The sequence below is a fragment of the Nocardia sp. NPDC059177 genome, assembly GCF_042755165.1.
Lineage (GTDB): Bacteria > Actinomycetota > Actinomycetes > Mycobacteriales > Mycobacteriaceae > Nocardia.
Genome location: NZ_JBHZBX010000041.1, coordinates 1 through 20,598 on the forward strand (window position 1 = coordinate 1; position 20,598 = coordinate 20,598).

17 protein-coding genes are annotated in these 20,598 nt (G+C 69.4%); 10 read left to right on the top strand and 7 right to left on the bottom strand.

Features of this window, described 5'->3' with window-relative positions; genetic code table 11:
- Nucleotides 1–109: 109 nt before the first annotated feature.
- A complete protein-coding gene (locus tag ACFXK0_RS28750; RefSeq protein ID WP_379414220.1) occupies nt 110–1,117 on the bottom strand; it encodes a hypothetical protein in 1,008 nt (335 codons plus the stop codon).
- Nucleotides 1,118–1,203: 86 nt separating this feature from the next.
- The gene (mce, locus tag ACFXK0_RS28755) at nt 1,204–1,665 is read right to left on the bottom strand and encodes a methylmalonyl-CoA epimerase (protein WP_379414221.1); all 462 of its coding nucleotides are present in this window, start codon (nt 1,663–1,665) and stop codon (nt 1,204–1,206) included.
- Between the two features lie 133 nt (nt 1,666–1,798).
- Between mce and ACFXK0_RS28760 the strand changes: the two genes are divergently transcribed.
- The 5 genes from ACFXK0_RS28760 (at nt 1,799) to ACFXK0_RS28780 (ending at nt 5,960) form a co-directional block, all read left to right on the top strand.
- Nucleotides 1,799–2,983, top strand: a complete 1,185-nt coding sequence (locus ACFXK0_RS28760; protein WP_379414222.1) for an acetyl-CoA C-acetyltransferase — start codon at nt 1,799–1,801, stop codon at nt 2,981–2,983.
- Between the two features lie 93 nt (nt 2,984–3,076).
- The gene (locus ACFXK0_RS28765) at nt 3,077–3,442 is read left to right on the top strand and encodes a DUF3817 domain-containing protein (protein ID WP_379414223.1); all 366 of its coding nucleotides are present in this window, start codon (nt 3,077–3,079) and stop codon (nt 3,440–3,442) included.
- 61 nt (nt 3,443–3,503) lie between these two features.
- Nucleotides 3,504–4,361: a tetratricopeptide repeat protein gene (locus ACFXK0_RS28770; protein ID WP_379414240.1), complete on the top strand. Its 858-nt coding sequence runs from the start codon at nt 3,504–3,506 to the stop codon at nt 4,359–4,361.
- A 109-nt stretch (nt 4,362–4,470) separates the two neighbouring features.
- Nucleotides 4,471–5,556 carry a class I SAM-dependent methyltransferase gene (locus ACFXK0_RS28775; protein WP_379414224.1) on the top strand — a complete coding sequence of 362 codons (1,086 nt, stop codon included), beginning with the start codon at nt 4,471–4,473 and terminating at the stop codon, nt 5,554–5,556.
- A 14-nt stretch (nt 5,557–5,570) separates the two neighbouring features.
- A complete protein-coding gene (locus ACFXK0_RS28780; protein ID WP_379414225.1) occupies nt 5,571–5,960 on the top strand; it encodes a nitroreductase/quinone reductase family protein in 390 nt (129 codons plus the stop codon).
- Between the two features lie 2 nt (nt 5,961–5,962).
- On the opposite strand, the gene glgB is transcribed toward ACFXK0_RS28780, so the two are convergent.
- Both glgB and ACFXK0_RS28790 read right to left on the bottom strand, forming a co-directional pair.
- Nucleotides 5,963–8,119: a 1,4-alpha-glucan branching protein GlgB gene (glgB, locus tag ACFXK0_RS28785; protein ID WP_379414226.1), complete on the bottom strand. Its 2,157-nt coding sequence runs from the start codon at nt 8,117–8,119 to the stop codon at nt 5,963–5,965.
- Nucleotides 8,119–10,119: a maltotransferase domain-containing protein gene (locus tag ACFXK0_RS28790; protein WP_379414227.1), complete on the bottom strand. Its 2,001-nt coding sequence runs from the start codon at nt 10,117–10,119 to the stop codon at nt 8,119–8,121. Before ACFXK0_RS28790 ends, glgB begins: the two co-directional genes overlap by 1 nt.
- Before the next feature lie 69 nt (nt 10,120–10,188).
- Here ACFXK0_RS28790 and glgP point away from each other — a divergent pair, with 69 nt between their 5' ends.
- From glgP to ACFXK0_RS28815, 5 genes are all read left to right on the top strand, one after another.
- The gene (glgP, locus tag ACFXK0_RS28795; protein WP_379414229.1) at nt 10,189–12,759 is read left to right on the top strand and encodes an alpha-glucan family phosphorylase; all 2,571 of its coding nucleotides are present in this window, start codon (nt 10,189–10,191) and stop codon (nt 12,757–12,759) included.
- 99 nt (nt 12,760–12,858) lie between these two features.
- Complete coding sequence (locus ACFXK0_RS28800; protein ID WP_379414230.1) at nt 12,859–14,220, top strand: NCS2 family permease; 1,362 nt, start codon at nt 12,859–12,861, stop codon at nt 14,218–14,220.
- A gap of 36 nt (nt 14,221–14,256) precedes the next feature.
- The gene (locus tag ACFXK0_RS28805; protein WP_379414232.1) at nt 14,257–14,445 is read left to right on the top strand and encodes a hypothetical protein; all 189 of its coding nucleotides are present in this window, start codon (nt 14,257–14,259) and stop codon (nt 14,443–14,445) included.
- A 186-nt stretch (nt 14,446–14,631) separates the two neighbouring features.
- Nucleotides 14,632–15,177: a DoxX family protein gene (locus tag ACFXK0_RS28810; RefSeq protein WP_379414233.1), complete on the top strand. Its 546-nt coding sequence runs from the start codon at nt 14,632–14,634 to the stop codon at nt 15,175–15,177.
- 180 nt (nt 15,178–15,357) lie between these two features.
- The gene (locus tag ACFXK0_RS28815) at nt 15,358–16,170 is read left to right on the top strand and encodes a hypothetical protein (protein ID WP_379414235.1); all 813 of its coding nucleotides are present in this window, start codon (nt 15,358–15,360) and stop codon (nt 16,168–16,170) included.
- Here the strand turns inward: ACFXK0_RS28815 and ACFXK0_RS28820 are convergent.
- The 3 genes from ACFXK0_RS28820 to ACFXK0_RS28830 form a co-directional block, all read right to left on the bottom strand.
- Nucleotides 16,141–17,427, bottom strand: coding sequence for a glycosyltransferase 87 family protein (locus ACFXK0_RS28820; RefSeq protein WP_379414236.1), 1,287 nt, complete (start codon nt 17,425–17,427; stop codon nt 16,141–16,143). The two genes, ACFXK0_RS28815 and ACFXK0_RS28820, sit on opposite strands and share 30 nt — an antisense overlap.
- 185 nt (nt 17,428–17,612) lie before the next feature.
- Nucleotides 17,613–18,317 carry a hypothetical protein gene (locus ACFXK0_RS28825; RefSeq protein ID WP_379414237.1) on the bottom strand — a complete coding sequence of 235 codons (705 nt, stop codon included), beginning with the start codon at nt 18,315–18,317 and terminating at the stop codon, nt 17,613–17,615.
- Between the two features lie 92 nt (nt 18,318–18,409).
- A complete protein-coding gene (locus tag ACFXK0_RS28830) occupies nt 18,410–20,455 on the bottom strand; it encodes an ATP-dependent DNA helicase (RefSeq protein WP_379414238.1) in 2,046 nt (681 codons plus the stop codon).
- Nucleotides 20,456–20,598: the final 143 nt, after the last annotated feature.

The window sequence follows — 20,598 nt, forward strand, 5'->3', positions numbered from 1 at the left end:
GGCCGTTAGTGCGTGAAACCGCCGCTTCACGCGACCATCACACCAGGTCAAGGCGATACAGGTCCGAAAGTTCTGGTGACCTGACCAAACTCAGGTCGCAGGTCCGACGTCAGTTGCTGACGTCTGCGCTCTCGCGGTCCTCGTCGACGATGTCCTCGTCGGCGTCGGCGACCTCGGGGATGGCCTTGGTCTGGCGCGAGCCCGACACCGACTTGTTGTTGCCGTTGTTGCCGATCGACTTGCGCTCGGGGGCGCCGTCGAGCAGTTCGCTCTCCCGGTTGACCGCCGCGAGCATGGCGGGCACCGAATCGAGCTGGCCACGGATACCGAGCAGCTGGGCCAGGACCCGGCCGCGCAGCACGCGCATCTCCTCGGCCAGTTCCTTCGCGTGCGCGATCTTGCGCTCGGAGGTCTGGGTGGCGGAGCTGATGAGACGGTTGGCCTCGTCGGTCGCGTCCTTGATCCGCTGGGCGGCCTCGGCGCGGCTGGTGGCCTCGAGCTCCTCCATGGCACGGGTCAGCTTGGTGCGCCGATCGTTCATGGTGGCCTCGAAGTCCTGCTGGGTGGCCTTGCGCTTGGCGTCGGCCTCCTTGCCCAGACGTTCGACATCGGCCTGCGCGGCCTCGATGATCTTGGCGGAATCGGTGCGCGCGTTGGCGAGGGTCTGCTCGTATTCGATCTCGAGCGCCTCGCGCTTCTCCTTGGTCTCCGCGAGCAGCGACTCGTACTTGCCACGCATCTCGGTGGCCTGCTGCTCGGCGATCGACACCATCTCGGCGGCTTCGGCCTGCGCCAGCGCACGGACCTCGGACGCTTCGTCCGAGGCGAGGCGCAGCATGCGCGAGATGCGGTCGGACATACCTTCGGCGGTGGTCGGCGGCACGGACAGCCGGTCGACCTCCTTGCGGAGCTCATCGATCTCGTCCCGCGCGTCTTCCAGCTGGCTGGCGAGATTCCGGGCCTGCGCGGCGGCAGCGTCCCGGTCGGTGGCGGTGACGCGAAGCTCCGCGTCGAAGCGGTCGAAGTAGTTGCGCACCTCGTCTTGCGCATAACCCTTGCGCACAACAGTGAAGGGCAGCGCAACGAAGCGATTGCGATCGGACTCAGGTGACGACATGGCACACAAAATACAGCCTCGAGCGACCGTGTGGAGACTCGACCGTGATTGTGATCTCGCCGAGATTTACCGGCCCGGTCTCTGTACTAGTGCGTAACATTCGGGTTGGGCTCCACGAGTTCGACCAGCACACCGCCAGCATCCTTCGGATGGATGAAATTGATGCGGGAATCAGCGGTTCCGTGCCGGGGGGCGTCGTACAGCAAACGGATGCCGCGCTCGCGCAGGAAGCCCGAAACCGCCTCGATGTCGGTGACGCGGTAGGCCAGCTGCTGCAGGCCGGGACCACTGCGATCGATGAACTTGGCGATGGTGGACTCCGGCGTCAACGGCGACAGCAACTGCAGGGCGGTCGCGCGGTCGGCGGCGGCGGGGCACGACAGCATCGCCTCGACCACGCCCTGGGCCTCGTTGACCTCGCGGTGGGTCTCGACCATGCCGAGATTGTCGGTGTACCAGGCGACGGCGGCATCGAGGTCGGGCACGGCGATGCCCACATGGTCGACGGCGATGACGTAGTCGGCGGGGATGAAGTTCACGTTGGTCACCACTCGAAGGTAGCGCCAACCTGCGTGTGGGGCGCGCGGCGATACAAGTTACCGTTGAGTGGAGCCCTTGGCGCCCGCGAGTTCGGCTCGTGTGCATCACGGCGACGTTCGACTCTATGAATGCGAGGCTTTCGTGACGACTTCTGTCATCGTGTCCGGTGCGCGTACCCCGGTCGGCAGGCTGCTCGGCGGTCTGAAGGACTTCAAGGCCTCCGATCTGGCCGGTGTGGCGATCAAGGCCGCCCTGGCGAAGGGCGGTGTCGCGCCCGAGCAGGTCGACTATGTGATCCTCGGCCAGGTGCTGCAGGCCGGCGCCGGCCAGCTGCCCGCGCGCCAGGCGGCCATCGCCGCAGGCATCCCGCTGGATGTGCCGTCGCTGCTGATCAACAAGGTCTGTCTGTCCGGCATCAACGCGATCGCGCTGGCCGATCAGCTGATCCGGGCCGGTGAGCACGAGATCGTCGTGGCCGGCGGCATGGAGTCGATGAGCCAGACCCCGCACCTGCTGCCCAAGAGCCGCGAGGGCCACAAGTACGGCGACACCACCCTGGTCGACCACATGGCCTACGACGGCCTGCACGACGTGATCACCGACCAGGCGATGGGCCTGCTCACCGAGGACCGCAACGACCTGGACAAGGTCAGCCGCGCGGAGCAGGACGCGCTGGCCGCGGCCTCGCACCAGCGGGCCGCCGCCGCGTGGAAGAACGGGCTGTTCGCCGACGAGGTCGTGCCGGTGGCCGTGCCGCAGCGCAAGGGCGACCCGATCTACGTCTCCGAGGACGAGGGCATCCGGGCCGACACCACCGTCGAGTCGCTGAGCAAGCTGCGCCCGGCCTTCCGCAAGGACGGCACCGTCACCGCGGGCACCGCCTCGCAGATCTCCGACGGCGCGGCCGCGGTGGTCGTGATGAGCAAGGCCAAGGCCATCGAGCTCGGGCTGGAATGGATCGCCGAGATCGGCGCCGCCGGTCAGGTCGCTGGTCCGGACTCGACGCTGCAGGATCAGCCCGCCAATGCCATCCTGGCCGCCTGCGCCAAGGAGGGCATCACGCCGGCGGAGCTGGATCTGATCGAGATCAACGAGGCTTTCGCGGCTGTGGGGGTGTCCTCGACCAAGAAGCTGGGGTACGACCCGGAGAAGGTCAATGTCAACGGTGGTGCCATCTCCATCGGTCACCCGCTCGGCATGTCGGGCGCGCGTATCCTGCTGCACCTGGCGCTGGAGCTGAAGCGTCGCGGTGGTGGGGTGGGTGCTGCGGCGCTGTGTGGCGGTGGTGGTCAGGGTGACGCGCTGATCATTCGGGTGCCCGCCTGATTTTCGACGGCTGACGGGCCTTCGCGCTGACGAGCGCGGAGGCCCGTTTGTGTGAGCGGTCCAACTACTCGGTGTCGTAGATCATGCTGCACAATGGCTGGTATGGGTTTCTTCGATCTGCGGTCCACCGCCAGTCGCTTCCGGTTCTTCGCGGTGCTCGAGGCGCTGTCCTGGATCGGTCTGCTGACCGGTATGGCGTTCAAGTATCTGCCCGCGGAGGGCAACGAGATCGGTGTGAAGATCTTCGGGCCGGTGCACGGTGCGATCTTCGTGCTGTTCGTCATCACGGCGCTGCTGACGGCGCGGGAGCTGAAGTGGTCGGTCACCACCACGCTGCTGGCGCTCGCGTCGAGCATTCCGCCGCTGTTCACCGTCCTTTTCGAGGTGTGGGCGGTGCGGACCGGTCAGCTGGGTGAGCTCAGCGCGCAGGCGGGCAAGACCTCGGCCAGCGCTTCGTGACAAACTGGAAACCGTGACTCGACCCGCTGCCCGTCGTCCTTCGCCCGCCGTCGCCGCCGCAATGTCCGGCGCGGTGGATCTGTCCGCGCTGAAGCAGCCCCCCGCCGCCCCCGGCGGGGCGGCCGCCGCCCCGGGGAACCATGCGGTCACCGAGGCCGATTTCGAGGCCAAGGTGATCCGGCGCTCGATGCAGGTGCCCGTGGTGGTCGCGCTGTACTCGCAGCGCAGCCCGGGCAGCGTCGAGCTGGTGCGCACGCTGGAACGGTTCGTCGCCGACGACAGCGGCGCCTGGGATCTGGCCGCCATCGAAGCCGAACCCAATATGAACATCGTCCAGGCGCTGCGCGTGCAGGGCATTCCGACGGTGATCGCGGTGGCCGGTGGGCAGCCGCTGGCCGACTTCGAGGGCGCGCAGCCCGAGGCGCAGGTGCGCCAGTGGCTCGACGCCGTGATCGACGCGACCGCGGGCAAGCTCGAGGGCACCGGCACCGGGCCCGAGCCCGAGGTCGAGGACCCGCGCTTCGTCGCCGCCGAGGACAAGCTGTCCGAGGGCGACATCGCCGGCGCCGAGGCGGCCTACGAGGCCATCCTGGCCGAGGAACCCGGCAACGAGGAAGCCAAGGCGGCCCTGCGCCAGCTGCGCTTCCTGACCAGGGCCCAGCAGCTCGACCCGGCCGTGGTCGCCACCGCCGACGCCGACCCGGCCGACGTGGCGGCCTGCCTCGACGCCGCCGATGTGGAGCTGCTCGAACAGCGTCCCGAGGCGGCCTTCGACCGGATCATCGCGCTGGTCAAGCGCACCGCAGGCGATGACCGCACCGCGGCGCGCACCCGGCTGCTCGAGCTGTTCGAGCTGTTCGACCAGGCCGAACCGTTCGTCGTGGCGGCCCGCCGCAAGCTGGCCGCCGCGCTGTACTGACCACCGACAACTCTTCGGGGCCGTCCGGGCTGAACTGCCCGGACGGCCCCGCCGTATCTCCTCATAGATTCGCGGCACGGGGCCGCGAGCCGAACGCGAGGAGTACGACATGACTTCACTCGACCACTCGGCCGCGGTCGACCAGACCGCCGTGGACACCTTCGCCGCATCGATGGTCGAGATGCTCGACCACGCCGGCGCCGCCCTGATGATCAGCATGGGACACCAGGTCGGGCTGTTCGACACCATGGCCGCCACATCGGGCGCGACCAGCGCCGAACTCGCCACCGCGGCGGGCCTGAACGAACGGTACGTGCGCGAATGGCTCGGCGCGGTCACCACCGCGGGCGTCGTCGACTACGACCCGGCCGCCGCCACCTACACGCTGCCGCCCGCCCACGCCGCGAGCCTGACCAGGGCGGCGGGCCCGGACAATCTGGCCAGGTTCATGCAGTTCATCGCCCAGCTCGGTGAGGTGGAACCCAAGATCGTGGAGCGGTTCCGCACCGGCGGTGGCCTGTCCTACGAGGACTACGGGCGTTTTCACGCGCTGATGGCCGAGGAGAGCGCCGAGGTGTTCGACGCCGCGCTGCTCGAGGTGATCCTGCCGCTGGCACCCGGGCTGCCGGAGCGGTTGCGCGCCGGCCTCGATGTCGCCGATATCGCCTGTGGCAGTGGACATGCCGTGAATCTGATGGCGCGCGCGTTTCCGGCGAGCCGGTTCACCGGTTACGACTTCTCCGCCGACGCGGTAGAGGTGGGCCGGGCCGAGGCGGCGGCGCTGGGGCTGGGCAACGCGCGGTTCGAGGTGCAGGACGTGGCGGAACTGGACGCACCCGAATCCTGTGATCTGATCACGGTTTTCGACGCGGTGCACGATCAGGCGCATCCGGCGCAGGTGCTCGCCAACATGGCGCGGGCGCTGCGGCCGGGTGGGGTGTTGCTGATGGTCGACATCCGCGCCTCGAGCAGACTGGAGAAGAACCTGGACCTGCCGCTCGGCCCGTTCCTGTACACGATTTCCACGATGCACTGCATGTCGGTGTCGCTGGGGCAGGGCGGCGACGGGCTCGGCACGGTGTGGGGCGAGGAGCGGGCACTGTCGATGCTGGCCGACGCGGGCTTCACCGACGTGCGCACCGCCTATGTCGACGGTGATCCGCTCAACACCTACTACGTCGCGCACAAGGCCTGAGCTACCGTCGGGTCATGGGCTCCAAGAACGACATTCAGCATCGGGTCGTGACCACGTTCCAGCGGCCGCTCAACCGGGTCGCGCGCAGACTGCCCGGCCAGCAGTTGCTCGAGACCACCGGCCGGGTGAGCGGGCAGCCGCGGATCACTCCCATTGGTGGGCGCCGGGTCGGTGACCAGTTCTGGCTGGTCTCCGAATTCGGTGAGCGCTCGCAGTACGTGCGCAACATCATGGCCGACAACCGGGTGCGGGTACGGCTGCGCGGGCGCTGGTACGCCGGCCGTGCCCACCTGGTGCCCGACGACGATCCGCGCGCCCGGCTGCGGGAGCTCCCGCGCGCCAACAGCGCGGGGGTGCGCACGTTCGGCACCGACCTGCTGACGATCCGGGTCGACCTGGACTGAGTTCAGCGCTCGGCGGCCAGCCAGACCGCGCTGTTGGGAGCCAGCGTGACCGTCGCCGAGGCGGGGCGGCCGTGCCAGGCGGTGTCCTCGGCGAGGACACCGCCGAGGTTGCCCACGCCGGAACCGCCGTAGTCCTGGGCGTCGGTATTGAGCACCTCGCGCCAGGAACCGGTGTGCGGCAGGCCGATCCGGTAGTTCTCGCGGGTCGCGCCGGAGAAGTTGAACACGCAGGCCACCGCACTGCCGTCGGAGCCCCAGCGCAGGAAGGCGAAGACCGAGGCGGCACTGTCGTCGGCCTCGATCCAGGAGTGCCCGCCCGGGGTGGTGTCCTGGCTCCACAGGGCTGGATGCGCGGCGTAGGTGCGGTTGAGGTCGCCGACCATGGCCGAAATGCCCTGGTGCAGGGGATTTTCCAGTTCGTGCCAGTCGGGGCCGCGGTCGTTGTCCCATTCCCGGAACTGGCCGAACTCCTGGCCCATGAACAGCAGTTGCTTACCGGGGTGGGCCCACATGTAGGCGAGCAGGGCGCGCACGCCGCTCGCCTTGGCGAAATCGTCGCCGGGCATGCGCGTCCACAGTGTGCCCTTGCCGTGCACGACCTCGTCGTGGCTGATCGGCAGCACGTAGTTCTCGCTCCAGGCGTAGACCAGCGAGAAGGTCATCTCGTTGTGGTGCCAGGACCGGTGGATCGGGTCGCGGCCCAGGTAGCCGAGGGTGTCGTGCATCCAGCCCATATTCCACTTCATGGTGAAACCGAGGCCGCCGACATCGGTGCCGCGGGTGACGCCGGGCCAGGTGGTGGATTCCTCGGCGATGGTGATCACGCCCGGGTAGGCGCGGTGCACGGTGTCGTTGAGTTCCTGCAGGAAGCCGACGGCCTCGAGGTTCTCCCGGCCGCCGTAGATGTTGGGTTCCCAGCCGCCGTCGGGGCGCGAGTAGTCCAGGTACAGCATCGAGGCGACGGCGTCGACGCGCAGGCCGTCGAGGTGGAACTCCTCGATCCAGAACGCGGCATTGGCGACCAGGAAGTTTCGGACCTCGTTGCGGCCGAAATCGAAAACGTAGGTGCCCCAGTCGAGTTGCTCGCCGCGGCGCGGATCGGGGTGTTCGTAGAGCGGGGTGCCGTCGAAACGGGCCAGTGCCCATTCGTCGCGCGGGAAGTGCGCGGGTACCCAGTCCAGCAGGACGCCGATCCCCGCGTTGTGCAGGTGGTCGACGAAGTGGCGGAACTCGTCGGGGCTGCCGAAACGGGAGGTCGGGGCGTAGTAGGAGGTGACCTGGTAGCCCCAGGATCCGCCGAACGGGTGCTCGGCGACGGGCAGCAACTCCACGTGGGTGAAGCCGGTGGCGCGCACGTGATCGGCCAGCTGCTCGGCCAATTCGCGATAGCCCAGGCCGGGACGCCACGAGCCGAGGTGTACCTCGTAGATGCTCAGCGGTGCGCGGATGGCGTCGGTGCGGGCGCGCCGGTCGAGCCAGTCGCTGTCGGTCCACACGTGGTCGGCGCGGGTCACCACCGAGGCGGTGGCCGGCGGTACCTCGGTGGCGAAGGCGAGCGGGTCGGCGTGATCGACCACGCGGCCGTCGGCACCGTGGATCCGGTACTTGTAGCGGGTGCCCGGCCCGACGCCCGGCACGAACACCTCCCACACCCCGGAGCCGCCCAGCGCGCGCATCGGCGCCGAGGTGCCGCTCCAATGATCGAAATCGCCGAAGACGGTGACGCCGCGGGCATTCGGCGCCCACACGGCGAACGAGGTGCCGTCGACATCGCCGTCGAGGGTGGTGTAGTGGCGTGGGTGCGCGCCGAGCACCTCCCAGAGCCGGGTGTGGCGGCCCTCGCCGATGAGATGCAGGTCGAATTCGCCGACGGTGGGCAGGAATCGGTAGCCGTCGGCGCTGACGACGGTCGGGCCGCCGGGGTAGTCGGCGCGCACCCGGTAGTCGTCGATGTGCGGGTACGGCAGTACCGCGGCGAAGACGCCGTGCCCGAGTGAACGCAGGCGATGTTCGTCCGCGCCGACGAGCACCGTCACCGTCTCGGCGTGCGGGCGCAGCACCCGGACCGCGGTGCCCTCGGCCTGCGGATGCGCGCCGAGCACGGTGTGCGGGTCGGGATGGGTGCCCGCCGCCAGCAGCATCAGGTCGCGGCGCTGCATCAGAAAGTCCGGCGATAGGCCAGTGGCGCACGGGCTTCGGCGGGGACAGCGGGCAGCACGAGGACGTGCGCGGCCGCCCTCGCCGGGTCGAGCTGCACGAAATTGCGCTGGCCCCAGTGGTATTCCTCGCCGCTGACCTCGTCGAACACCACCGGGTGGTCGTGCCATTCGCGGCCGATCGCGGGCAGGTCGAGTGAGACATGGCCGTACTCGGTGGCATACGGGTTCAGGTTGACGATCACCAGGACCGCGTCGCCGGTGGCCGGGTCGATCTTGGAGTAGGCCAGCAGCGCGTCGTTGTCGACGTGGTGGAAGTGGATGCAGCGCAACTGCTGCAGCGCGGGGTGGTTGCGGCGGATCTCGTTGAGCCGGGTCAGCCACGGTTCCAGCGACTCACCGCGTTCCAGCGCGCCGGCGAAATCGCGGGGCCGCAGTTCGTACTTCTCCGAGTCGAGGTATTCCTCGCTGCCGGGGCGGACCGCCTCGTGTTCGAACAGCTCGAATCCGGAGTACACACCCCAGGTCGGGCCCAGGGTCGCGGCGAGGACGGCGCGGATGGCGAACATGCCGGGCCCGCCGTGCTGGAGGCTCTCGTGCAGGATGTCGGGGGTGTTGACGAACAGGTTGGGGCGGGCCTCGTCGGCCTTGGCGGCCAGTTCGTTACCGAACTCGGTGAGTTCCCACTTGTGGACCCGCCAGGTGAAATACGTGTACGACTGGCTGAATCCGCGCCGCGCCAGACCGTAGAGCCGCGCCGGGCGGGTGAACGCCTCGGACAGGAAAATCACCTCGGGATCGGTGCAGCGGACCTGCGCGATCAGCCACTCCCAGAAGTCGGCGGGCTTGGTGTGCGGGTTGTCGACCCGGAAGATGGTGACGCCCAGCGCGATCCAGTGCCGGACCACCCGCAGGACCTCGGCGTAGATGCCGTCGGGATCGTTGTCGAAATTGACCGGGTAGATGTCCTGGTACTTCTTGGGCGGGTTCTCCGCGTAGGCGATGGTGCCGTCGGGCAGCGTGGTGAACCACTCCGGGTGCGCGGCGACCCAGGGGTGGTCGGGCGCGCACTGCAACGCCAGGTCGAGGGCGACTTCGAGGCCCAGACCCGCCGCCGTGGTGACGAACGCGGTGAAGTCGGCCTCGGTGCCGAGATCCGGGTGCACGGCGTCGTGGCCGCCGTCGGCCGAACCGATCGCCCAGGGGGAGCCGACATCGCCGGGTTCGGTGGTGAGCGCGTTGTTGCGGCCCTTGCGGTTGACCGCGCCGACCGGGTGGATCGGCGGCAGATAGACCACGTCGAAACCCATGCCCGCGATGCGGGGCAGATCGCGGGCCGCGGTGGCGAAGGTGCCGTGCACCGGACGCCCGTCGGCGTCGCGGCCGCCGGTGGAGCGCGGGAAGAACTCGTACCAGGCACCGACGAGGGCGCGGCGGCGTTCGGCCAGCACGGTGTGCTGCGCGCCGCGGGTGACCATCTCGCGCAGCGGCGTCGCCCGCAGGATCTCGGCGACCTCCGCGCTGAAGGCGGGTGCCACCCGGGCGGGCAGCTGGTCGTCGCCGCGCAGCGCGGCGGCGGCGGCGCGCAACCGTTCGAACTGTTTCTTCGGCACCGCCTGCGCCGCCCGCTCGAACAGCCGCGCGCCCAGCTCGAGGTCGTTGGCGAGGTCGGCGGCGCTCTGCCCGACGCCGAGCTTGGCCTCGACCGCGGACCGCCAGGTGGCGATCGGGTCGCTCCAGCCCTCGACCCGGAAGGTCCACAGGCCCGGCGTGGTGGGGGTGAACACGGCATTGAAGACATCGGGCTCGTACTCGGGAGCCATCCGGATCCGGATGATCCGCGATGAACCCGGTGCCCGCACCGCCAGCGTCGCCGCTACCGCGTCGTGACCCTCGCGCCACACCACCGCGCGCACCGGGAAAACCTCCCCGACGACAGCTTTGGCCGGTCGCCCGCCCGGGATGGACGGTGCGATGTCGTCGATGGCAATCCGGCCGCTCACCTGCCCCAACCTACTGTATTCGGCTGCGCGACGGCGCGCGCGTGCTCGCGATCGGATAGCCTTCCGCTGGTGAAGGCACTTCGTCGGTTCACTGTTCGTGCCCATCTGCCGGAGCGGCTCGCCGCGCTGGGTGAGTTGTCGACGAACCTGCGGTGGTCGTGGCACGGCCCGACGCAGGATCTGTTCGCCGAGCTCGACCCGGGGTTGTGGCGCGCGGTCGGTCAGGATCCGGTCCGCATGCTCGGGGAGGTACCCGCCGAGCGCCTCGACGCGCTCGCGGCCGACCCCGGCTACACCGCGCGTGTCGAGGCCCAGGCGCAGGGTCTGCGCGACTATCTGGCCCGGCCGCGCTGGTTCCAGGAGCAGACCGGCACCCAGGTCGCCGGCATCGCCTACTTCTCGATGGAGTTCGGCGTCACCGAGGTGCTGCCGAACTATTCGGGCGGGTTGGGCATCCTCGCCGGTGACCATCTCAAGGCGGCCTCCGATCTCGGGCTGCCGCTGATCGGGGTCGGGCTGCTCTACCGTTCGGGCTACTTCCGGCAGTCGCTCTCGGCCGACGGCTGGCAGCTGGAGCACTACCCGGCGCTGGACCCGCAGGGCCTGCCGCTGAAGCTGCTGACCAGCGACGGGTCGCCGGTGCTGATCCACGTCGGCATGCCGGAGGGCCGGGTGCTGCGGGCGCGGGTGTGGATCGCGCAGGTGGGCCGGATTCCGCTGCTGCTGCTGGATTCCGATATCGCGGACAACGATCCGGAACTGCGCGCGGTCACCGACCGGCTCTACGGCGGCGATCAGGACCACCGGATCAAGCAGGAGATCCTGGCCGGTATCGGCGGGGTGCGGGCGGTGCGCGCCTACACCCGCGCCACCGGTCTGCCCGATCCTGACGTCTTCCACATGAACGAGGGGCACGCGGGCTTCCTCGGGGTCGAGCGGATTCGCGAATTCGTCGCGGGCGGATTGGATTTCGACACCGCGCTGGCGGCGGTCCGGGCCGGTACCGTGTTCACCACGCACACTCCGGTGCCCGCGGGGATCGACCGGTTCCCGATGCCGTTGGTGCGCAGGTATTTCGGTGGCGCGCACGGTGAATCCGACTCCGCGCTGCTGCCCGGGCTGTCGGTGGACCGGATCCTGGCCTTCGGGCGCGAGGCCGATCCGTCGGTGTTCAACATGGCCCACATGGGTCTGCGGCTGGCGCAGCGCGCCAACGGCGTCTCGAAGCTGCACGGTGAGGTCAGCCGGGAGATGTTCGCCGCGCTGTGGCCGGGTTTCGACGCCGCCGAGGTGCCGATCGGGTCGGTCACCAACGGCGTGCACGCGCCCACCTGGGCCGCGCGCGAATGGCTCGACAAGGCCAGGGAACTGGTCGGGCCCGAGCTGGTCGAGGAGGCGCGCGGCTGGGAGAAGCTCAGCGATGTCGACCTCGGGCAGCTGTGGTCGACCCGCAACACCCTGCGCGGCGTGCTCATCGCCGAGGTCCGCCGCAGACTGCGTGATTCGTGGCGCCAGCGCGGGGCGGCCGAGGCCGAACTGGGCTGGATCGACGACGTCTTCGACCCGGACGTGCTCACCGTCGGCTTCGCCCGCCGGGTGCCCACCTACAAGCGCCTGACGCTGATGCTGCGCGACCCCGAACGGCTGCGCGCACTGCTGCTGGACCCCGAGCGGCCGGTGCAGCTGGTCGTCGCGGGCAAGAGCCACCCCGCCGACGACGGCGGCAAGGCGCTCATCCAGCAGGTCGTGCGCTTCGCCGACGACCCCGAGGTGCGTCATCGCATCGTCTTCCTGCCCGATTACGACATGTCGATGGCCCGCTACCTGTACTGGGGTTGCGATGTGTGGCTGAACAATCCGCTGCGCCCGCTCGAGGCCTGCGGCACCTCCGGCATGAAATCCGCGCTCAACGGCGGGCTCAACCTGTCCATCCGGGACGGCTGGTGGGACGAGATGTTCGACGGCGACAACGGCTGGGCCATCCCCACCGCCGACGGCGTGCGCGACGAGCACCGCCGCGACGACCTCGAGGCCACCGCCCTCTACGAACTCGTCGAACGCACCGTCGCGCCCCGCTTCTACGACCGCGACGGCGCGGGCGTGCCGGTCCGCTGGACCGAGATGGTGCGCCACACCTTGCAGACCACCAGCCCGCAGGTGCTGGCCTCGCGGATGGTGCGCGACTACGCCGAGCAGTACTACGGACCGGCCGCCGCCGCGTTCGGGCGGGCCGCCGCCGACGGTTTCGCCGGTGCCGCGCAGGTCGCGGAGTACCGGCGCCGGGTCGAGGCGGCCTGGCCGTCGGTGCGGGTCACCCAGGTGGACAGCTCCGGGCTGCCCGATACGCCGGTGATCGGCGCGGAACTGTGGCTGCACGCGCGCGTCGACCTCGGCGGGCTCAGCCCGGCCGATGTGGTGGTGCAGGCGGTGCTGGGCCGGGTCTCACCGGCCGACGACCTCTCCGACACCACCACCGTGGAGATGCTGCACACCGGCGCCGACGACGGGTTGCAGCTCTACGACATCAAGACGCCGGTGCCGCTGTCGGGCGCGGTCGGTTACACCGTGCGCGTACTGCCGCGGCACCCGCTGCTGGCTTCGGATGCCGAGCTGGGCGCGGTGGTGATCGCGGGCGGCTGATCGTGAGCGGGGACACGGATGACGGGTTGCGGGGATCAGTGAACTTTCCGCTACCGTTCCTGGGCATCCTTCTTCTCTGAACACCCGGACTGGAGAGTCATGGCCAGCGACGTCCTCACCCGCGCCCGACGGCGCGTCGACGGATACTTCGGTGTCTCGTCGAGTGGGTCAACCTTCCGGCGCGAGGCCATGGCGGGCACGGTCACGTTCCTGGCGATGTCCTATGTGCTGGCGGTGAATCCGTCGATCCTCGGTGACGAGGGCGCCCTCGGCGACAAGGGCATCCCGATGCAGGCGGTGTTCACCGCGACGGCGGTGGCGGCGGTCTTCGGCACGCTGGTCATGGGTATCTGGGCGCGCTACCCGATCGCGCTCGCGCCGGGCATGGGCCTCAACGCGTTCTTCGCCTACACGGTCGTGCTCAGCATGGGCATCCCATGGCAGGTGGCGTTGTCGGGCACCTTGCTCTCGGGTGTCATCTTCTTCATCCTGGCGATCACCAAGGTCCGGGAACGGATCCTCAACGCCATCCCATTGCAGATGAAATTCGCCGTCGGCGCGGGCATCGGCATGTTCGTGGCGTTCCTCGGCCTGAAGAACGCGGGCATCGTGGTCGACAGCGAGGCCACCCTGGTGACCCTCGGCGACTTCACCAAGGGCACCACCATGCTGGCGCTGTTCGGGCTGGTCGTGACCGTGGTCTTCCTGGTGATCGGCTGGCACGGCGCGGTGCTCTACGGCATCGTCGCCACCACGATCCTGGGCATGGTGACCGGCCTCGTCGGGATTCCGGACGCGATCGCCGAACTGCCCAAGGGCCTGGATCAGACCTTCGGTCAGGCCATCATCCATCTGCCCGACGCGTTCACCGGGCAGATGATCGTGGTGGTGCTCACCATGCTGTTCGTCGACTTCTTCGATGCCTCGGGCACCCTCATCGGCGTCGCGAACCAGGCCGGGCTGCTGAAGAAGGACGGCACCCTGCCGCGCGCGGCCAGTGCGATGGCCGCCGACTCCGTCGGTACCACCGCGGGCGCGATCATCGGTACCTCCACCACCACCGCGTACGTGGAGTCGACGGCCGGTGTCTCCGCAGGCGGCCGGACCGGGCTGACCGCGGTGACCACGGCGGGCTGGTTCCTGCTCGCGATGTTCTGCTATCCGGTGTTCTCGGTGATCGCCGGATCCAGTGAGCTCACCGCGCCCGCGCTGATCGTGGTCGGTGTGCTGATGGCCCGCGCGCTGGGCGATATCGACTGGCAGCACCTCGAGTACTCGGTGCCCGCCTTCATCACCGTGATCATGATGCCGCTGACGTATTCGATCGCCAACGGACTGGCCATGGGGATGATCCTGTATCCGGTGGTGATGGTCGCCAAGGGCCGGATCAAGGACGTGCACCCGGCCATGTGGGCGCTGATGGTGCTGTTCCTCGGCTACTTCTTCTTCCTCGTAGAATAGGTTAGGCTTACCTCGCCAATCTGGAAGGGGAAGTTCATGAAGCGCGCACTCGCCGCCGTATCGCTGGCCGCCGCCACTGTTTTCGCGCCCGTCACCGCGGCTGTCGTCGCCGCGCCGGCCGCGATCGCCGCGCCGGCCACTCCGTCGACCGGTGAGTTGCAGGCGAAACTGCAGGCCGCGCTGAACGGTTCGACCGCCGAGGTCGTCGGCTTCGCGACGATGTAAGGATCGGCACCACGATGTCGAGCAGAGGCCGCCCCGCTGGGCGGCCTTTTTGCTGGCCTCGTGACCACCGTCACAGATCCGGATGGCCGGACGGGAAATAGCCGCGCCGGACCCGGAGTTGACCGAACAAGGCAACCGGACCGAAGTCCGGTTGCGGGCATGTATCGAATCGCAGACGAGGACACGATGACCGACACCGCTACCCGCACCACTCCCGACACCACCACCCCGACCACCGACACCATCCTCTCCACCGATATCGGGCTGCTCGTCCTCCGCGTCGGCTTCGGCGGCCTGTTCGCCGCGCACGGCGCCCAGAAACTGTTCGGCTGGTGGGGCGGCCAGGGCTGGCGCGCCAATGCCGACGGCTTCACCGCCATGGGCTACAACCCGGGCGAGGTGTTCGGCACGCTGGCCGGTCTCACCGAGTTCGCCGGCGGGCTGGCGCTGCTGCTCGGCGTGCTGACGCCGCTGGCCTCGGCCGTGGTGCTGGGCACCATGGTCAATGCCATCAACCTCACCTTCGACGGTGGCCTGCTCACCGGCAAGGGCTACGAGACCGCACTGCTGTTCGCCATCCCGGCCGTCACGCTCGCGTTCACCGGCCCCGGCCGGTTCTCCCTGGACCACGGGCGGCCGTGGGCGCGGCAGGGCCTGGTCTGGGGTGGTGCCGCCGTCGCGCTCGGCATCGGCACCGGTCTGCTGACCCTGCTGCTCAAGGCTGTCCTCTGAGCTGAGTTCGGTATTCGGGCGGCGCGGCGACTTCGGTTGCCGCGCCGCCTTTTCATCGGCGTGTCATCTGCGGGTCGGCGCAGGACGGCCGGATGTCGGCACGAGCGATTACCCTCGTCGGCGGGCCGCCTGTGAGGGTGCGCTCGGCACAGCGTCCGCACAGGGAAGAGGAGAGTCGCGATGAAGGCGTACGACCTGGGGTTCGGGGATTCGGCGGACAAGCTGGCCGAGGTGCCCGGTGGAGAACCGCTGACGCTGGACGCTCCGGTGCGTTCCGGGTGGATCGGTAGTGAGGGACCGGGCATTGATGCGGCGAGCTGGCCGCGCGGGCCGGTCACCGGGTTGCCGATGATGCACGCGTTCACGTTGCGGCTGCCCGCCGACTACCAGCGTCGCGGGCCCGGGTTTCCGGCGATCGCGTTCTTCCAAGGGGAGGGGCAGTTCGCCGACGCGGAGGATCCGGTGGTGCCCGACGCGTCCGCCGACGACCCGCTGGCGCGCGAGCTCGTCGGCACCCGGCTGCACCCGCAGTTGCGGATCCTGCACGACGAGATCGGCGGTGCCTTCGCCCTGATCTGGCTCACCGAAGCGGAATTCGCGGCAGGTCCGGTGGCCCCGCCCGCCGACATCCGCCCGCCGGGGTCACCTGTCGCGAGCGACGAGGGCTGCAACGCCTGGGACGACGTGCACCCCACCGTCGGCATCTGGCTGGCCGAGCGCACCGGCGACCCCAATATCGGTGTCCCGCCGGTCGAATACGAGACCGACACCCGCTATCAGGACCCGCTCACCGAGGACTCCGGCTGGAACCCCTGGGCCGAGCCGCTGTTCGGCCGCTGCCACCTCGGCGGTACCGCCTTCCCCGTGCAGGCGCTGCCCGAGGGGCTGACGGCGTACTACCTCGAGATCGAGGAGATCGCCGGGATGAACTTCGGCGGCGGCAACGCCCAACTCGACCTGGAGTCAGGCATTTTCGACTGGGCGTGCGGGTAGCGGCGCGACCGGGGCCAGGACCCGCGTATCCGGTACGGCCGCAGGGGGATCGATGACGATCGGGTCGATTCCCCGCGGCCGCCTGCGCACGGCGACGACCAGGCTCACCAGTGTGACCAGGTAGAGCACCACGTAGATGTTCATCAGCACCTGCGCCAGCGGCCACCACGGCGGGAGCAGGAAGGTGCCGACGCTGACCCAGGTGGGCGTGTAACTGTAGGTCCAGGCGGCGATCGCCGGGTAGAGGACCGCGGCGGCCAGCCACCAGCGCGGCCGGGTCTGTGCGCGATGGATGAGGTAGACCAGCAGCGGCACGAACCAGACCCAGTGGTGGCCCCAGGAATACGGGGACACCGCGCACGCGGTGAGTCCACCCACGGTGACCGAGAGCAGCGGCTCGTCGCGGCGGGCCAGCTCCGCCGACAGCCACAGCGCCACCAGCGCGATCGGCACCGCGATCAACAGCCACAGCCAGATCGGCGCCGGCCCGTGGGTGAGATGGGCGATCGCGCCGCGCAGTGACTGGTTGGCTGGGTGCACATCCGGGGCGATCCGCCCGGAGTGGAAGAACGTCGAGGTCCAGTACTGGAAGGAATCGCGCGGCAGGATCAGCGCGGTCCCGGCGATCGTGGCGAGAAAGGTGAGCGCCGCCGTGGCCGCGGCCCGCCACTGCCGCTGGGCCAGGTACTGGGCGATGAAGTAGAGCGGGGTCAGTTTGATGCCGGCGGCGACACCGACGCCGATGCCGCGCAGCCGGCTGTGCTCGCCGCGCGAGAAGTCCCACAGCACCAGCAGCATCAGCCACAGGTTGATCTGCCCGTAGTACAGCGTGGTGCGCACCGGCTCGGCGAAGGTGCAGGCCAGCGCGATCAGCGCGCTGATCAGGGCCAGGTGCCCGGTGATCCGGTAGCCCAGCATCCGCCAGCTCTGCAGCACGACACCGAAGAGCACAGCAAGATTGAGCACCAGCCAGGTGGTGGTCACCGCGCCCCACGGCACCAGCAGCAGCGGCAGGAAGACCACCGCCGAGAACGGTGTGTAGGTGTAGAGCAGGCCGTAGTGCGTCGGCTCCAGATAGAGCGCGCGATCGTGCAGCAACCGCCAGCCGCCGTCACGGTAGATGTGGACGTCCAGCCCGCCGACGAGAATGCCACCGCTGTCCATCCAGGGGTCCATGGTGGTGAACAGCAATGTCACGCCTAGGACGGCGGTACCGAGTAGCAGGATGAGCGTCAGGGTGGTGCGCGGCAGTTCCACGCGTCGAGATCTCTCCGCCACGGCCGTGCTACCGGCCGGCTCGCATCGTATGCACGACTAAGAACGTACAACGCCGGGTGGGTGGTACCGGTCGGCGGCTCGCCTTCGGTAGGCGGAATCTATAACTCGCGGGGGCGGGCCCGAGTGCCGGTCCGCGCGAGCGGACCGGCATCGACCTGCGACGATCAGGCCGCGGGCTGCAGCGTCAGCATGGTGTCGGCGCCGTGGTGGAACTCATAGTGGGTTTTTCGCAGCGAGGTCTGAATTCCTTTGTCGTGCAACTCCATCCGCAGATGATCGATCAGGTCGTCCAGTGGCGCGCCGGTGTAGTCGAGCAGGGGGTAGACGCGGGTCTCGGTGGTGGCGACGCGGGCGAGTTCCAGCAGGGCGGCCAGATGGAAGTCCGCGTCGAGGCGGTCGGCGTAGCTGAACAGCAGATGCGAGCTCAGCGCCAGGTCGAAGGAATCGTCCGGGCAGGGCAGCGACGGTAGCGAACCGGCGAGGTAGCGGTCGGGCGCGGTGCGCACGTCATCGGCGAAACGGGCGGCCGCGCCGAGGCGGATGGCGGCGTGTTCGTCGGTGCCGCCGTACCAGTCCCAGCGATAGCGGTCGGCGTGCTGGCGCGCCCAGGCCACCGCCCGTTCGGTTTCCGGGGTGGCGCGGGCGGCCAGTTCGGCGGGTGCGGTGGCGTAGATCGGATCGATCGCGGTCACCTCGGCGCCCAGGGCGCTGGCCTCGGCGGCGAAACTCGCTGCACCGCCGGGGCAATCGAGGATGCGGCGACCGGCGAGGTCGTCGTCGGAGAGTTGGAACATCGCGCGGTACTCGGCCAAAGATCTTGCGCTGACCAGAAATTCGCCGAGTACCTCGCCGTCAGCGTGGTGCATCATCAGCACACGTTCTCACGACTTGCGTTCGCCGGGTAGCGAATTCAAGCTGTCGTCTGGTGAACCGCAAGACTCGGTGTGCAATCCCCCGTGACTCAGGAGGCGGTGAGCCTGCGCAATGCCTTGGCGACCACCTCGGGATCGGTGGTCTCCCAGTACGGCGGGAGCGACGCGCGCAGATAGCTGCCGTAGCGGGCGGTGGCCAGACGCGAATCCAGAATGGCGACCACGCCGCGATCGTCGACACTGCGCAGCAGCCGCCCGGTGCCCTGCGCCAGCAGCAGCGCGGCATGATTGGCGGCCACAGTCATGAACCCGTTGCCGCCATGCGACTCCACCGCCCGCTGCCGTGCGGTGAGCAGCGGATCGTCGGGGCGCGGGAACGGAATCCGGTCCAGGATCACCAGACTCAGCGACGGACCGGGGACATCCACCCCCTGCCAGAGGGTGAGGGTGCCGAACAGCGAAGTGGCCGGGTCGCCGGCGAACTTACGCACCAGCGCGCCCATCGAATCGTCGCCCTGGCACAGCACGGGCGTGTCGAGACGTTCCCGCAGCGCCTCGGTGGCGGCCTTGGCGGCGCGCATCGAGGAGAACAGGCCGAGCGTGCGGCCGCCCGCGGCGGTGATGAGCTGCTCGATCTCGTCCAGATAGGACGGGGACAGGCCGTCGCGGCCCGGCGCGGGCAGATGCTTGGCGACATAGAGGATGCCGGACTTGGCGTGGTCGAACGGTGAACCCACATCCAGGGAACTCCAGCGCACCGACTCGGTGTCGGCGGGGGCGGTGGCGCCGTTGGCCAGCGCCGGATCGACCCGGCCGCCGCCCGACTGCGAGGGCAGTCCCCAGGTGATCGCCAGACCGTCGAAGGACCCGCCGATCTGCAAGGTCGCCGAGGTGAGCACGACGGTCGCGGTGCCGAACAACCTGCTGCGCAGCAGCCCGCCCACCGACAGCGGCGCCATCCGCAGGGTGCGCCGGGCGACGCCGCGCACCTCGTCGGCGGAGAGCCAGATGACATCACGGCGGGCGGCCGGGTCGGCCTCCTCGAAGGCGGTCAGCGCGCGCACGGCGGCATCGTGGACATCGTCGAGCGCGGCCACCGCCATGGTGCGGGCGGCGGCGTTGTCGGGGTCGTCGGACGCTTTGACACTGCCCTGCGGCGCGAGTTCGGTGCGCGCGTTCCAGGCGGCGTCACGGACCAGCGCGAGCACCGGGGCGATACCGTCGGGCAGGCTGTCCCAGCGGGCCGCGGGCAACTCCTCGATGGCCTGGTGGAAGGCCTCGGCGGCGCCCTCGAGCCGGTCGACCTCGCGCTCGTCGATCAGCCTGGTGCAGCGCCGGGCGGCGGCACTGATCGCGGTGGGCGCCAGCTCGGCGGTGGCGACCCCGGTGACCCGGTCGACCAGCTCGTGCGCCTCGTCGATCACCACCACATCGTGTTCGGGCAGCACCTGGATACCGCTGATGGCATCGATGGCCAGCAGCGCGTGATTGGTCACCACCACATCGGCCTGCGCCGATTCCGCGCGCGCCTTCTCGGCGAAGCAGTCCTGGCCGAACTGGCAGCGCGACTTGCCCAGGCATTCGCGCGAGGACACACTGACCTGGCGCCAGGCCCGATCGGTGACACCCGGTGCGATCTCGTCACGGTCGCCGGTCTCGGTGTCGGAGGCCCACTCGTTGAGGCGCTGCACCTCGCGGCCGAGCCGGGAGATGGCGAACGCGTCGAACAGTTCGGCCTCGCCGCCGGTGTCCTCCGGGATCACGCTGTTGATCTTGTTCAGGCACAGATAGTTGTTGCGGCCCTTGAGGATCGCGAACTGCGGCGCCCGCCCCAGCGGTTGCTTCAGCGCCTCGGCCAGGCGCGGCAGATCCCGGTCGACGAGCTGACGTTGCAGGGCGATCGTCGCGGTGGAGACGACCACCGTGCGGCCCGTGCGAACGGCGTGCCGCAGGCTGGGCACGAGGTAGGCCAGGGACTTACCGGTGCCGGTCCCGGCCTGTACGGCCAGATGCTCCTTGGTGTCGATGGCATGGTCGACCGCACTCGCCATCGTGGTCTGGCCGGCACGTTCCTTGCCACCGAGGGCATGCACGGCGGTGGCGAGCAGGTCGGTGACGGGAGGAAGTTCGGGCACGGTGGCAGCTTAGACGGCCCGGCTGACAGTGTTTGTTGGAGCGCTGGCGCGCTCGAGGTCGCGGCCCCTGGGGGCCGCCGGTTAGGCGCCGTTTCTTGCTCCTTCGTCGCCTACGAAACGGCGCCTAACCGGCGACCCGGCCG

What these genes read in the sequence shown, in the direction of transcription:
- ACFXK0_RS28775 (WP_379414224.1), top strand. Translation starts at nt 4,471, where the DNA reads ATGACTTCACTCGACCACTCGGCCGCGGTCGACCAGACCGCCGTGGAC.
- ACFXK0_RS28765 (WP_379414223.1), top strand. Translation starts at nt 3,077, where the DNA reads ATGGCTGGTATGGGTTTCTTCGATCTGCGGTCCACCGCCAGTCGCTTC.
- ACFXK0_RS28780 (WP_379414225.1), top strand. Translation starts at nt 5,571, where the DNA reads ATGGGCTCCAAGAACGACATTCAGCATCGGGTCGTGACCACGTTCCAG.
- ACFXK0_RS28750 (WP_379414220.1), bottom strand. Translation starts at nt 1,117, where the DNA reads ATGTCGTCACCTGAGTCCGATCGCAATCGCTTCGTTGCGCTGCCCTTC.
- ACFXK0_RS28770 (WP_379414240.1), top strand. Translation starts at nt 3,504, where the DNA reads ATGTCCGGCGCGGTGGATCTGTCCGCGCTGAAGCAGCCCCCCGCCGCC.
- ACFXK0_RS28815 (WP_379414235.1), top strand. Translation starts at nt 15,358, where the DNA reads ATGAAGGCGTACGACCTGGGGTTCGGGGATTCGGCGGACAAGCTGGCC.
- ACFXK0_RS28825 (WP_379414237.1), bottom strand. Translation starts at nt 18,317, where the DNA reads ATGATGCACCACGCTGACGGCGAGGTACTCGGCGAATTTCTGGTCAGC.
- glgB (WP_379414226.1), bottom strand. Translation starts at nt 8,119, where the DNA reads ATGCAGCGCCGCGACCTGATGCTGCTGGCGGCGGGCACCCATCCCGAC.
- ACFXK0_RS28805 (WP_379414232.1), top strand. Translation starts at nt 14,257, where the DNA reads ATGAAGCGCGCACTCGCCGCCGTATCGCTGGCCGCCGCCACTGTTTTC.
- ACFXK0_RS28810 (WP_379414233.1), top strand. Translation starts at nt 14,632, where the DNA reads ATGACCGACACCGCTACCCGCACCACTCCCGACACCACCACCCCGACC.
- ACFXK0_RS28800 (WP_379414230.1), top strand. Translation starts at nt 12,859, where the DNA reads ATGGCCAGCGACGTCCTCACCCGCGCCCGACGGCGCGTCGACGGATAC.